9 protein-coding genes are annotated in these 13,936 nt (G+C 73.9%); 3 read left to right on the top strand and 6 right to left on the bottom strand.

The annotated features are described in order from the left end of the window. Nucleotides 1-187: 187 nt before the first annotated feature. Nucleotides 188-1,120: a polysaccharide lyase family 20 protein gene (locus WCD41_RS16645; protein WP_337714584.1), complete on the top strand. Its 933-nt coding sequence runs from the start codon at nt 188-190 to the stop codon at nt 1,118-1,120. On the opposite strand, the gene WCD41_RS16640 is transcribed toward WCD41_RS16645, so the two are convergent. From WCD41_RS16640 to WCD41_RS16630, 3 genes are read right to left on the bottom strand one after another with little or no spacing between them, the layout of a single operon-like run. Beyond that, a complete protein-coding gene (locus WCD41_RS16640) occupies nt 1,107-3,434 on the bottom strand; it encodes a glycosyltransferase (RefSeq protein ID WP_337714583.1) in 2,328 nt (775 codons plus the stop codon). The genes WCD41_RS16645 and WCD41_RS16640 overlap by 14 nt on opposite strands. A gap of 44 nt (nt 3,435-3,478) precedes the next feature. After that, the gene (locus WCD41_RS16635; protein ID WP_337714582.1) at nt 3,479-4,609 is read right to left on the bottom strand and encodes a glycosyltransferase family 4 protein; all 1,131 of its coding nucleotides are present in this window, start codon (nt 4,607-4,609) and stop codon (nt 3,479-3,481) included. Between the two features lie 29 nt (nt 4,610-4,638). Continuing rightward, nucleotides 4,639-6,228: an O-antigen ligase family protein gene (locus WCD41_RS16630; protein WP_337714581.1), complete on the bottom strand. Its 1,590-nt coding sequence runs from the start codon at nt 6,226-6,228 to the stop codon at nt 4,639-4,641. Between the two features lie 169 nt (nt 6,229-6,397). Between WCD41_RS16630 and WCD41_RS16625 the strand changes: the two genes are divergently transcribed. Continuing rightward, nucleotides 6,398-7,372 (top strand): NAD-dependent epimerase/dehydratase family protein, encoded by a 975-nt coding sequence (locus WCD41_RS16625; RefSeq protein WP_337714580.1) that lies wholly within the window; start codon nt 6,398-6,400, stop codon nt 7,370-7,372. Nucleotides 7,373-7,469: 97 nt separating this feature from the next. On the opposite strand, the gene WCD41_RS16620 is transcribed toward WCD41_RS16625, so the two are convergent. The 3 genes from WCD41_RS16620 to WCD41_RS16610 form a co-directional block, all read right to left on the bottom strand. Next, a complete protein-coding gene (locus WCD41_RS16620; RefSeq protein ID WP_337714579.1) occupies nt 7,470-9,908 on the bottom strand; it encodes a hypothetical protein in 2,439 nt (812 codons plus the stop codon). A gap of 140 nt (nt 9,909-10,048) precedes the next feature. After that, nucleotides 10,049-11,254, bottom strand: coding sequence for a glycosyltransferase family 4 protein (locus tag WCD41_RS16615; protein ID WP_337714578.1), 1,206 nt, complete (start codon nt 11,252-11,254; stop codon nt 10,049-10,051). After that, nucleotides 11,244-12,569, bottom strand: coding sequence for a nucleotide sugar dehydrogenase (locus tag WCD41_RS16610; RefSeq protein WP_337714577.1), 1,326 nt, complete (start codon nt 12,567-12,569; stop codon nt 11,244-11,246). The genes WCD41_RS16615 and WCD41_RS16610 overlap by 11 nt, the downstream gene beginning before the upstream one ends. Nucleotides 12,570-12,789: 220 nt before the next feature. On the opposite strand from WCD41_RS16610, the gene WCD41_RS16605 reads away from it, so the two are divergent. Further along, nucleotides 12,790-13,914, top strand: a complete 1,125-nt coding sequence (locus tag WCD41_RS16605) for a GNAT family N-acetyltransferase (protein WP_337714576.1) — start codon at nt 12,790-12,792, stop codon at nt 13,912-13,914. Nucleotides 13,915-13,936: the final 22 nt, after the last annotated feature.

Here is a 13,936-nt window from a genome sequence, read left to right as displayed (position 1 = left end):
AGTGGTCGGGCGTCCGCGAGCAGCCACGAAGGATCGCACCACATGCGCCACATGAGTCTCATCAGTCCGTGTCGTTGTCTCCTGTCACGACGAGTGGTCGAATCGCTGCGGCAAACGGTCGACGAGCGGCAGGCCCTGGCGGTCCCCGGTCGATCCGGCACGACGAACGGCAGGGGCAGGAGTCGGGATGGAGACGAACGGTCGCGCAGCGTCACGACGGGTCTCGGGGAAGGCGTCGCGACGCGCGGTGGTCGGCGCGGTCCTCGGGGCGGGGCTCGCCCTCGGTGGCGGGATGGCGGCACCGGCCGCCGAGGCCCGCCCAGGGCCGACCGGGCCGGGCGGGCTCACGGAGGCGAGCCCCGCGTCGCTCAGTACGGAGGACCCGCCCACCGACCCCTCGGCGGACCCGTCGCCGACGCCGCCCGTCACCGCGTCGGTCCAGGTCGGTGCGCGCGAGCTCTTCGTCGGCGACTTCGAGACCGGCGACTTCTCGCAGTGGAACACCTGCCAGGCGAAGGGCTTCAACGGGCGCTGCCGCAACATCGGCGCCGGGAACGACCAGATGCGCATCGTCAGCGGCGCCGACGCCCGCCAGGGCCGCCACGCCGCGCGGTTCAACATCCGTCCCGGCGACGTCCCGCCGTTCGGCGGCCGGGAGCGCTCCGAGGTCCAGTCCAACGCCGAGGGCGCCGTGGTCCACGAGGGCGACGAGCGCTGGTACCAGTGGTCGATGAAGTTCCCGGAGAACTTCGAGAACCCGTCCGGCGGGTGGTTCATCGTCCTGCAGTGGCACAGCTCGTCGGGCTCGCCGCCCCTGGCGATCAACGTCGACAACGACGGCCGGATCCGCATCGGGGGCGACGGGCTCAAGAGCGAGCCGAAGCGCTGGCTCGGCTCGGTCCGCCGGGGCGAGTGGGTGGACTACACGCTGCACGTCAAGTTCTCGCGGGACCGCGGCACGGGCTTCGTGGAGGGCTGGGAGAACGGGCAGCAGACCGTCCCGCGCTACAACCGCGCCTCGATGAAGGACGACGAGAACTACCTCAAGCAGGGCGTCTACCGCGACGAGGGCCCCGAGACCTGGGTGATGCAGGACGGGATGCGGATCACCGGCCCGTGACAGACTCCACCATGCGCGAGAAGGCCTCGGCGGTGCCCGCGATCGTGAAGTCGCGGTGGGCCCGGACCCGGGCGCGCTCGCCCATCGCCGCGCGCAGGTCCGGGTCGTCGGCCAGCTTGCGCAGGCGGGCCCCGAGGGTCGCGGCGTCGCCGCGGTCGACGAGGTAGCCCTCCTCGCCGTCGGTGAGCAGGTCGCGGATCGCGCCGACGTCGGTGGAGACGACCGGGAGACCCTGCGCCATCGCTTCCATGATCGACAGGGGGACGGCCTCGTGGTTCGACGACAGCGCGAAGACGTCCGCCCCGGCGAGCAGGCGCACGACGTCACGGCGCTGGCCGAGGAAGGTCACCGACGACCCGATCCGGCGCCGGGCGACGTCGGCCTCGAGCTCGGCGCGCCGCGACCCGTCGCCGACGACGGCGACGTGCAGGCGGGGGTCGTCGAGGCCGGCGACGGCCTCGAAGAGCACCTCGTGGGTCTTCGCGGCGTTGAGCCGGGCCAGGATGGCGATGAGGACGTGCCCGTCGTCGACGCCGAGCTCGGCGCGGGTCGAGGCGCGGTCGGTCGGCGACGGCGGCGGGGGCATCTCGATGCCGTTCGGCACCAGGTACTCGCGGACGCGGCTCAGGGGGCCGTCGTTCACGCCCTCCTCGGTGCGCAGGTACTGCCCCTGGGCGGGCGAGAGCAGCGCCAGGCCGCTGGAGAGGAACAGGGTGTCGACCGCCCAGCGGGGCAGCACCCGGGCGCCGACGACCTTGCGGTCCATGCTGTGCGCGGCGACCACCGACCGGGCCCCGGCGAGCGGCGCGGCGACGCGGCCGAGCAGCAGGGACGCGCGGTGGTAGTTGCACACGACGACGACGTCGGTCCGGACCCGGCGCAGGTGCGCCACGAGACGGGGCAGGGTCGTCGGGTCGGACTTCCCGCGCCGGTCGAGCACCGTGACGGGGACGCCGGACGCGCGGAAGTCACCCGCGAGCGGGCCCTCCTCGCGCAGGCAGACGACGTCGGTGACGACGCGGTCCGGGTCGAGGTGGGCGAAGGTGTTGCGCAGCACCGTCTCGGCGCCGCCGTGGGCCGCGACGTCGAAGACGAGCGTGACGTGCAGCGGGCGGCGGTCGAGCACCTCGGTGCGCGGGCCGGGCCACGCCAGCTCCGGGGCGTCGTCGCGCCGCTGCGTCGCCACGGGGGAGCGCGGGGTGCGGCCGACGGTCTCCTCGAACGCGTTCTGGGCCTCGCTGACCGAGCGGTCGAGCGTGAACACCTCGCGCACCCGCCGGCGTCCCGCCGCGCCCATCTCCCGCGCCGCGGCGGGGTCGTCGAGGAGCTCGAGGAGCCCGCCCGCGAGCCGATCGGGGTCCTCGGACGGCACGACCCGGCCGGTCACCCCGTCCACGATCATCTCCGGCACGCCGCCGACGGCCGTGCACACCGCGGGGATCCCGGCGCTCATGGCCTCGAGCAGGGAGTTCGGGCACGCCTCGACGGTGCGCGAGCTCAGCGTGAAGACGTCGAAGGTGCGCAGCAGCCGGCGCACGTCGTTGTGGTGGCCCAGCAGGAGCACCCGCTCGCGCAGGCCCAGCTCGTCGATCAGCGCCTCGAGCCGCTCGCGCTCCGGGCCGTCGCCGACGAGCGCGAGGCGGACGTCGTCGCGCCGGTCGGCCACCTGCCGGAACGCGCGCAGCAGCGTCGGGTGGTCCTTCTCCGGGCGCATCACCGCGACGGTGCCGACGACGGTCTCGTCGGCGCCGACGCCGAGCTCGGCCCGGGTCGCGGCGGGGTCGTCGTCGCCGGCGTCGATCCACGTGGGGTCGATGCCGTTGTAGACGATGCGCAGCTTCTCGGCGTCGTAGCCGAGCTCGCCGGTGATGTAGGGGAGCTGCCCGTAGGCGACGCCGTAGACGTCGTCGGTCATGCGGGCGAGCACGCGGTTGAGCAGGCGCCGGCCGCGCCCGGCGGGCACGACGTCGCCGCAGTTGCGGACCCACACCAGCAGGTGGGGGACGCCGGCGAGGATCCCGGCGACGCGGCCGAGGATCTCGGCGTTGAACCCGCGCAGCACGACGATGTCCGGCTGCTCGCGGTGCATCTCCCGCAGCAGTCCGCAGATCATGCCGACGACGTCGCGCTTGCCGCGGTGCAGTTCGGTGCGCCGCACGTCGGCGGCCTCGATGCGGGCCCAGTTGCCCCCACGACGCCCGCGGTCCTGCAGGCAGACCACCGAGCCGCGCACACGCTCGGGGTCGACGGAGGTCAGCAGCGTGGCGGCGTGCCGCTCGGCGCCGCCGACGGCCAGCGTCGGCACCACGAACATGACCCGCAGCGGGCCCTCCGCCCGGACGGATCGGCGCGGGCGCCTCACGAGCCGGCGCGGGTGTCGGGATCGCTCACGGTGACCGACGGTACCGAGCGTGCGGGCGCGGCCCCGGCCGCAGCGGGAGCCCCGCGACCGAGGACGTCGTGGTACAAGCTCTCGATCCGGGCTGCGACGGCCTCGGCGGCGAACTCGTCGCGGGCGCGCCCGAGCGCGGCCTCCCCGAGGGCGCGGCGGCGCTCCCCGTCGGCGAGCAGCCCGCCGAGCGCGTCGGCCAGCGCCGGCACGTCGTGCGGCGGCACGAGGACCCCGTCCTCGCCGCTGCGGACCAGCTCCGGGATGCCGCCGACCTCGGTGGCGAGCACGGTGAGGCCCCGCGACATCGCCTCGAGCACGACCATCGGCTGGCCCTCGTTCTCCGAGGGCAGGGCGAGCACGTCGGCGTCGGCGAGCAGCGCGGCGACCTCGTCACCGCTGAGCCAGTCGTGCACCGTGACCGAGGCCTCGACACCGAGCTCGCGGGCGAGCTCCCGGGCCCGCTCGTGCTCGCCGTCGCCGGCGAGCGTCAGGCGGGGGCCGCCCTCGCCGTGCGGACCCGCGGCCTTCGCCCACGCCTCGAGCAGGTCGAAGGCACCCTTCTTGGCCCAGATGCGTCCGAGGAAGACCACGTGCGGGGCCGCGCCCGCGGGACGGCGGGTGACCGGCGCCGGGGCCACGGGGTTGGGCAGGGAGGTCAGCCGCGCGTCGGGGGCGATGCGCTCGAGGCGCTCGCGCATCAGGCCGCCGAGGGCGATGACGACGTCCGCGCGGGTCAGCGTCGCACGGATGAACCGCCGCACCGGGGCCGGTGCGCGGTCGTGGAACAGGTGGAAGCGCCCGCTGTGGACGTGCAGCACCACGGGGACGCGCAACAGATAGGCCGCCCAGCAGACGACGGCCTTGCGGACGAAGCTGCCCGCCGCGGACATGTGGACGTGCACGAGGTCGGGCCGGCGCGCGACGAGCTCGCCGGCGATCCGGGCCAGGCCGGTCGCGAACGTCGTCGCCTTGGCCGCGGCGCCGCCGTCGCGGTGGGTGGCGACGTGCCGCACGCCCCAGCGCGACCACAGTCCGGTCGCCGCGAGCGTGCGCACGCACGTCGCGATGCCGCCCTGGGTGGTCGTGCTGGTGGACACCCACACGACCCGCGGGGGCCGGCGTCCCGTCACGGGGCGAGCCCCATCGGCCGGCGGGTGACCAGCGGCGCGCCGACGGGGACCGCCTCGCGCTTCGCCTCCTGGCCCTCCTGCCACTCGACCTGGTCGGCGGGCGACATGCCGCCGGGCAGGCCGGCGCCGGGGGTGCCGGCGCGGGGGGCGGGCCGTGTGTCGCGGAAGCGTTCGAGCTGGCCGACGACCATGCCGGCGAACACGAACGGCAGCAGGCCCGCGAAGTCGAGGATGCGCAGATCGACGGTCATCCCGTTGGCGACCAGGATGATCATGATCGTGGTGCCGACCACCGCGAGCGGCTGCCCGAGGAACGTGCCGTCGGGGAGCTCGCGCAGTGCGCGGTAGAGCAGGTAGAAAATCCCGACCAGGATCGAGATCCAGAGGATGACCCCCGGGAGCCCGAGCTCGGCGGCGATCCCCAGCTCGTTCTGGTGGGAGATGATCCCGCGGCCGCGGTTCCAGTCGATCTCCTGCGACCACGCGATGTGCTCGTAGGTGTTGTAGGCGCGGAAGCGCCCGATCCCGATGCCGAAGACCGGGTGCTCCGCGATCGCCTTGAACGACGTCGCCATGATGTTGAGGCGGTCGTAGATCTCGTTGGACGACCCGATCCCGCCCGAGGAGCGGTCCGACGAGAAGAGCCGCGGCGCGTTCGCGGCGACCCCGGCGGCGCCGGCGACCAGGTAGACGACGAACGGCTTGCGCCACCCCTTCGCCAGGACCGCGCCGACGAGCAGCGCGACGACCAGCGACAGGAGTGCCGACCGCGTGTGCGTCAGGTAGATGGCGTAGGCCGTCGGCAGCGTGATCGCGTACAGGAGCCACTTCACCCGGCGGTCGGTGCCCGGCCTCGTCGCGAGGTAGAGGCACACGACGAAGCCGATCGCCAGCAGCATCCCGTTGACGACGGGCTGGTTGAACAGGCCGACGGCCCGCCCCTCCCAGTTGGGCGCGTCGACGATGTAGCGCGGCCAGACCAGGCGCTTCGGCCCGTGGAACTGGATCACGCTGACCCACGCGGAGTAGGTCGACATCCCGACGACCGTCCACAGGAACCAGCGCACGGCCTGCTCGGTGTTGAGCACCGACTTCGCGACCACGTAGGCGACGAACGGCAGGATCGTGCCGCTGAAGATCCAGCGGTAGACCTCGGAGGAGGCGCCGGTGACGGGGTCGGCGGCGTCCTCCGCGTGCGGCAGGAGCGCCGAGATGATCTGCCAGACCAGGTAGGTGGTCATCAGCCACTCGATGGTCCCGAGGCGCGGCATCTCCTTGGCGCGCTTGCCGACCGCGAGGGCCAGCGCGATCACCATCGCGTAGAACAGCGGCGTCAGCGCCTCGACGGAGACGAACTCCTTCTGCGCGGTGCGGCCGAAGCTCGCCAGCACCACGAGGATCAGGGCGATCACGGGGTTGTTCAGCGCGATGGCGAACACCACCGCGCCCACGCCGATCGCCGCGAGCAGCATGCCGGCCTGGCTGGGCGCGGCCACCGCGATGCCGAGGACGACGACGACGGCGCCGACACCGACGACCACCTCGGTGCGGGAGCGGTCACGCAGGCCGCCGGGGAGCAGGCTCACGGGCGGCCACCCGATCGTGACGTCGGGGTCTCCGGGCTCATCGCGACCTCTCGTTCCCTCGGCTGCACAGCGCCGCTGGTCGGGCGCCGAGATCACGCCCGACCAGGATATCCGGGGCCCCGGTGTGACCCGACGGGGCCTCGGAATCGGCAGGGGGTTCGATGGGGCCATGACCGACAGATATCTCGTGACGGGGGCGGCGGGGTTCGTCGGCAGCACGATCTGCCGTCGCCTCGCCGCGGCGGGCGTCGAGACGGTGGGCGTGGACTGCTTCACCGACTACTACGACACGACGCAGAAGAAGGACAACCTCGCCACCGTCGACGGCGCGTCCTTCCGGTTCGTCGAGACCGACCTCGCCGACCTGACGGCCACCGGGCTGGACGAGCTGCTCGAGGGCGTCACCCACATCGTCCACCAGGCCGGCCAGCCGGGCGTGCGCAGCAGCTGGGGCGCGGAGTTCGCGATCTACACCCGCAACAACGTCGAGCTCACCCAGCGCCTCCTCGAGGCCGCGCGCCGCTCGGCGACCCTGCAGCGATTCGTCTACGCCAGCTCGTCGTCGGTCTACGGCGACGCGGAGCGCTACCCGACGCTGGAGACCGACCTCCCGAGGCCGGTGAGCCCGTACGGCGTCACGAAGCTCGCCGCCGAGCACCTCTGCACCCTCTACGCCTCGAACTTCGGGGTGCCGACGGTCTCGCTGCGCTACTTCACCGTCTACGGCCCCCGCCAGCGCCCCGACATGGCGTTCACGCGGTTCGTGCGGGCGGGCCTGACCGGCGAGCCGATCAACGTCTTCGGCACCGGCGAGCAGGTCCGCGACTTCACCTACGTCGACGACATCGTCGAGGCCAACCTGCTGGCGGCGTCGGCAGCGCTGGGACCCTGCCCGCCCGGGACGGTGCTCAACATCTCCGGGGGGAGCAGCGTCTCGCTGAACGAGGCGCTGGCGGTGCTCGAGCGGGTCGTCGGCCGCGAGCTGGACATCGTGCGCCACGACCGCACCGCGGGCGACGTCTTCCGCACCGGTGGCGACGCCTCCAGCGCCGCGGAGATCCTCGGCTGGCGCCCCGCAGTGTCGCTCGAGGACGGCCTGCGGGCCCAGGCGGACTGGATGCGGGGCGTGCTCGGGGTCGGCTGAGCCCTCGCCGGCGCCGGTGATCGGAGCGATCAAGGCCCCGAGACACGAACGGCGGGAGGCGCGCGTTGCGCCTCCCGCCGTGTCGTGGTCCAGCTCGCTACTTCTCCGTGCGCAGCGTCACCGTCGGGGCGGAGAGCTCGCCGTCGGCGCCCTTCGGGTCGCCGTCCTTGCCCGGCGAGCCCGCGGTGGACCCCGCCGGGGCCGCGCTGCGCGAGAACCGGGCCGTGCCGACGCGCTTCGCCCCGGGGGGCGAGGTCGGGGACGCCGAGGAGCTCTCGGCCTTCCCGGTCGGCTTCGCGGCGGGCTTGGGGCTGCCGGCCGAGGGGGCGTTCGCCGGGCGGGGACCGGACGGGCCCGAGGGGCCGGAGGCGGACGGGCCGGCGCCGGCCTGCGGGCCGGTCGGCTTGGGACCACCGCCCGGGGTGGGCTTCGGGCTCGGCGACGGCTTCGCGCCGCTGCCGCGACGGGTGTGCACGTTCACGCCCGGCGCCTCCGTGCCGGGGGTCCCCGGTGTGCCCGGAGCCGGTGCGGACGGCGCGCCCGGGGCCTGCTGGGGCGACGAGGCCTTCGGGGCCGGCCCGCCCTGGGGCTGCCCGGGGCGGTCCGGCTTGCCCGTCGGCGCGGGCTTGCTCGCCGGGGCGGCCTGAGTGCTGCCCTGGCCGGGCTGGCCGGACTGCGCGCCCTGCGGTGCCGAGCCCTGATGCGGCTTCGCCGGCGCACCGTTCTGCGGCGCACCGTTCTGGGGGGCACCGTTCTGGGCCGCACCGTTGGTCCCGGACGACGAGGCGCCCCCCGGCGACGGCTTGGCCCCGGGAGCGGGCTTGGCGCCTGCGGCGGCGGCACCGGCAGCACCGGGGCGGTCAGCCGACGACGGCTCCTCGCGGCGGGGCGCCGCGCTGCCGTTGGTGCCCGGGGTGGGCTGGGCCGCCGCGCCACCGCGCACCGCGCCGTTGGTGGGCTTGGCCACGCCGTTCACGGGCGCGCCGTTGGCACCCTCGGCGGGGCCGACGCCCATCGCCGCGCGGGTCTCCTCGAGCTTCTCGCGCGAGATCGGGGCGGTGCGGTCGGCCGGCGGGACCTGGGCCGGCTGGGGCGGCTGGGCCGGGCGCGGCGGGGGCACCGGGCCACCGGCGGGCGGGCCCGCGGGGAGCCGGGCCGGGGTCCAGGAGCGCTCGGCGAGGAAGCCGGGGTCGGCCAGCTGGCCGGGGTTGCGCACCAGCACGACGCCGAGGGCGGTGCCGCCGGCGCGGGCCAGCGACTCGAGCGCCGCGGAGGCGTCCCGAGAACGCGTCTGGCCCTCCTCGACGACGAGCAGCGAGCGGTCGGCGGCCGAGCACACGACCTGGCCCTCGACGCTCTCGGCGGGCGGGGCGTCGATGATCACGAGGTCGGCGAGCATCGAGCCCTGCTTGAGCAGCCGGGTGACGTGCGAGCGCGAGAAGAGCGCGAACAGGTCGTCGCGCTTGCTGCCGCGGGGCGAGACGAGCAGGGCGCGGCCGTTGGAGAAGACCTTGCCGTCGATGCGGCTGTCGCCGCGCTCGGCGAGGAAGTCGGCGACACCGGACATCGAGGAGAGCTCCGAGGAGCCGCCGGCGTCGCTCTCGAGGTCGGCCTGCACGAGCAGCGTGGTCTGCCCCTGCAGGGCGCGCAGACCCGCGAGCGCCACCGCGACGCGGGTCTTCGACGCGCGGGCCGTGGCCGGGCCCGTGATCGCGAGCGAGCCCGGGACGGGCATGCCGTGGGCGTTGGTGAGGCCCATCAGCGCGCGCAGCATCTCGTTGCGGGCGTTCTCGCCGGAGCGGCGCTTGCCGCCGACGACGGCGAGCACCTGCAGGCCGAGGCGGTCGCGGACCTCGCTCGGGGTCACGATCCGGTTCTCGAAGCGGCCGAGGGCCATGGCGAGCAGCGCGCCGAGCAGCAGGCCGCCGACGAGGGCGGCGCCGGCGTTGCGGCCGGCGTTCGTGGGGTTGGAGACGACACCGGCGTTGAGCTGGAGGTCCTGCAGCTGGTTGGTGCTGCGGCCCTGGATGTCGTTGATCTCCTCGCGCAGGCGGCTGGCCTCGGCCTGGTTGCCCGCGCCCTGGGCGGCGGAGAGCTGCTGGTTCAGCGTGGTGAGCTGCTGCTGCTGGGCCTCGCCGCCGAGAGAGGTGTTGACGTCGTCGCGCAGGGCGACGGCCATCTTCGTGGCCGAGTCGGACGCGACGTCGGGGCTGTCGGCGACGGCCTCGATGTACACGATCGGGCTGGCCGCGGCGATGCGGGCGTTGAGGCCGACGGAGCTGGGGACACCGGCGGTCTGGCGCAGCTGCTGCTGCGACGACGCCTGGTTGAAGTAGTCCGCGTAGCCCTGGGCGAGGACGGTGTCCTGCTCCGGGGCGCGGTCCTGGGAGACGATCGTCAGCGCCGACCGGCCGGTGTACGAGGACCCCTGCAGCAGCGAGGCCCCCAGCGAACCGGCGGCCGCCACGATGCCGATGACGAGGATCAGCACCCACCGGCGGCGGATGCGATCCCACTGGATCTGGACCTGGCTCATGACGTGCCTTTCGTCCGGTCGTCGGCGTGTCGCTCTCGGGGGATGCCGGTCGGCATCCTACGTTGGTGGATCAAGGCGACTGCCGTGGTGCGCGCCGAGCTGCCCGTGCCACGCGGGCCCTCGGCGGAGCTGGTCAACGCTCAGCGTCCTCGTGACGGGGAACGGTCCTGCATGGCCGACTCGTAGGCGGCCAGCAGTTCCTTCTCCGAGTTGGTCCAGGAGAGCGGCCCGGACACGCGTTCCATGCCGATCTCGCCCATCGCGCGGCAGCGGACGGGGTCGTCGAGGAGCTCGGACACGAGGCCCGCGAACTCGCCGACGTCGTTGGGTCGGGCGTAGACCGCCGCCTCCCCGGCCGAGACACGGGCCTCGACCAGGTCGAACGACACCACCGGCCGCCCCATCGCCATGTACTCCATGATCTTGTTCATGGTGGACACGTCGTTGAGCGGGTTGAGCGGGTCCGGCGCGAGGCAGACCGTCGCGGTGGAGAGATGACGTAGCACGTCCTCGTCGGAGATCCGGCCGGTGAAGTGCACCCGGTCGTCGAGGCCGTAGGCGTGGGAGAGGGCGACGACGTCGTCGAACGCGTCGCCCGTGCCCATGAAGACCGCGTACCAGTCGTCGCGGCGCTCGGAGAGCTCGGCGAGGGCGCGGATCGCGTAGTCGACGCCGTCCTGCGGGCCCATGACACCGAGGTAGCAGAGGAGGTGCTCGCGCCCGCGGGCCAGCGCGGGCTCGGGCTCGCGGAGCGCGAAGCGCTCGACGGCCGGCGCGCTGCGGACCACGAAGGTGTCCTCGACGGGCACCCGCCCGCGGCCGGTCGCCACGGCGCGGTAGCTCTCGTTGGTGGCGATCACCGTGTCCGCGGTGCGGTAGGTGCCCCACTCCAGGAGGCGCATCGCCCAGTACATCGAGTCCTTCCTCTCACGGAACCGCGAGAGGTAGAGCTCGGGGACGAGGTCGTGCTGGTCGAAGATGACGCGCGCGCCGCGGGCCTTCGCCCGCAGCGCCGGCAGGAAGAGCAGGTCCGGCGGGTTGCACAGGTGCACCACGTCGACCGGCGCGCGCTTCTGGATGCGCTTGATCAGCCGGTTGGTGTGCCACAGGGCGGTGCCGTACTCCTTGAGGTAGCCCTGCGGGCCCCCGGTGGCCGCCTCGAGCGGGTAGCGGTGGATCCGGACGCCGTCGATGACGACCTCGGTCTCGGTGTCCCGCTTGGCGCCCTGCGGACAGATCACCTCGACCTCCCACCCGTGACCGGTGAGGGTCTGGCACTCCTGCCACACCCGTCGGTCGAAGGGGACCGAGAGGTTCTCGACGACGATCAGTGCTCTACCAGGCAAGGCCGACGTATCCCTCCTGTTGGCGACGCGCCGCCGCGTCGGGGAGCCGGACGAGGTCGATCACGGGCACCGTGGTCCCGTGGCCGAGGGCGTCGCGGACGTCGTCGTCCGCCTTGCCCACGACCAGCACCTCGGCGTGGTCGGTGACGTCCGCCACGGAGTCGACGAGCAGGTCACGCAGGTGGGGCAGGTGGGCCTCGATGAAGGCCCGGTTGGCGCCGAGCAGCGCGGACTCGACGACCGCGGGGTCGTAGATGCGCAGGTCGTAGCCCTTGCCGAGCATCCGCTCGCAGAGCTCGACGAGCGGGCTCTCGCGCAGGTCGTCGGTGCCGCCCTTGAAGGCCAGGCCGAACACGCCGACCTTGCGCTTCCCGGTGGCCGCGACGTGCTCGAAGGCGCGCTGGATGTGCTCGTCGTTGGACGGGAGCACGTTCTCGAGGATCGGCACCCGCACGTCGTGGCGGCGCGCGGCGTGCACCAGCCCGCGCAGGTCCTTGGGCAGGCACGAGCCGCCGAAGGCGAAGCCGGGGCGCAGGTACGCGGGGCTGATGTTCAGCTTGGTGTCGGAGAGGAAGATCTCCATGACGTCGTGGGAGTCGACGCCGAGCTCGCGGGCCAGCGCGCCGACCTCGTTCGCGAAGCCGATCTTGAGTCCGTGGAAGGTGTTGTCCACGTACTTCGTCATCTCGGCCACGGGCGGCTCGACGCGGAACTCCGGCGCGCCCAGCCCCGCGTAGAGCGAGAGGACCGCGTCGCCGCTGGCGGGGTCGAGCTCGCCGACGACCGTCTTCGGCGGGTCGTAGAAATCCTTGACGCTCGAGCCCTCGCGCAGGAACTCCGGGTTGACCGCGACGCCGAAGTCCTGCCCGGCGACCAGGCCCGAGGCGTCCTCGAGGATCGGGACGAGCACGCCGAGGCAGGTGCCCGGCAGCATCGTCGAGCGGAAGACCACGGTGTGGCGGCCGGCGGCCGGGTCGCGCGAGGCCAGCGCCTCGCCGATCTCGCGGGCGGCGCGCTCGAGGTAGGTGGTGTCGAGGCTGCCGTTGGGTGCCGACGGGGTGCCGACGCAGACCAGGGACAGGTCGGTGGCGTGGATCGCGGTGGCGACGTCGTCGGTGACCGTGAGGCGCCCGGAGGCGACGGTCTCGGTGACGATCTCGCCGATGCGCTCCTCGACGACGGGCGTGCGGCCCTCGCCGATCATCGCGAGCTTGGCCGGGTTGACGTCGACGCCGATGACGTCGTGGCCCTCCGTCGCCAGGCAGGCGGCGCTGACGGTGCCCACGTAACCGAGACCGAAGACGCTGACCTTCATCGCAGGGAGTCCTCGCAGAAGGATCGGGGTCGCGGCGGCCGATGGGGAGCGGAACCGCACGCCGGGTCCGGGTCACGGTACCGACGGCTCTCGGGGCCACCGCCGTCGGGCAGCGGCGCGGGACGGGTCACTGAGGATTCACTCACCGATCGGAGGACGCCCGAGGGCCGACGAGGTTGGCCCGGGAGTGCGCCGATCTGCGCCCGTTAGCCTCGGCCGGGTGAGCCGTGACGTGGAGATCCTCGCCGATCCCGCCGACGAGCCGGGCCTCGTCGACGACTGGCGCGCCCTGGCCGAGGCCATGGGCAACGCCTTCGTCTCCCCGGAGTGGTACGCCGCCTACGCCCGGCACTACGGGCAGGAAGCTCCCCCGTTCGTGGTGCGGGTGCGCGACGCCGACGGCTCGCTCGCGGGGCTGCTGCCCCTGTGCCGCTCGGGGCGGACCGTGCGCTTCGCGGGCGCGAACGTCGGCGACCGCTTCGCGCCGGTGGCCGCGCCGGGCCGCGCGGCCGAGGTCGCGCGGGCGGCGGCGGGCGCGCTCGGGCGCCGTCCCGTCACGCTGCACAACGTCGACGTCGGCGCGGACTGGGTCGCGGCGCTGGGCGAGGGCATGTCGGGACGGGTCGCCGCCACCCACCTGCGTGGGGGCGTCATGCCGTTCGTCCCGCTGACCGGGCACACCTGGGACTCCTTCCTCGGCGCCCGCAGCCGCAACTTCCGCAGCCAGGTCCGCCGCAAGGAGCGCGCGCTGCTCGAGGGCGAGGGCGCGAAGGTGCGGGCGACGGCGTTCCCGGGCGAGGTCCGGGGGGACATCGCCGAGTTCTTCCGCCTGCACGAGCTGCGCTGGGACTCCCGCGAGGGCGGCTCGACGATCACGAGCCCGACCGTGCAGGCGTTCCACGCCGACTTCGCCGCCGCGGCACTCGAACGGGGCTGGCTGCGGCTGTCGTTCCTCGAGGTGGACGAGAGGGCCGTGGCCGCGCTCTACGCCTGGCGCATCGGCGGCCGCTACGCCTACTTCCAGGCGGGCTTCGACCCGGAGTGGTCCGAGAAGAGCGTCGGTCTCGTGCTCATGGCGCACACCGTGCGGGAGGCCATCGAGGAGGGCGCCGACGAGTACGACCTCCTCCTGGGTGACGAGACGTACAAGGCGCGCTTCGCCACCGACGAGCGCGCGGTCGAGACGCTCGTCGTCGCCGGGACCCTCGACCCGACGCGCCTGCTCGCGCAGGTCGACGCCGGGCTGCGCCGCGCCACCGACGGCCTGTCGCCGGAGCTGCGGGCGCGCCTGCGCGACGTGGCGCAGCCGGTGCTCGCCCGGATGCCCGGGACACGCTCGCGCTGAGCCTGCCGTTACCGTCGACCGC

Origin of the sequence: Actinomycetospora aeridis, assembly GCF_037400275.1 — a bacterium.
Taxonomy (GTDB): domain Bacteria; phylum Actinomycetota; class Actinomycetes; order Mycobacteriales; family Pseudonocardiaceae; genus Actinomycetospora; species Actinomycetospora aeridis.
The sequence above is the reverse complement of the archived record's forward strand: the minus strand, read 5'-3'. Positions and strand labels throughout refer to the sequence as shown.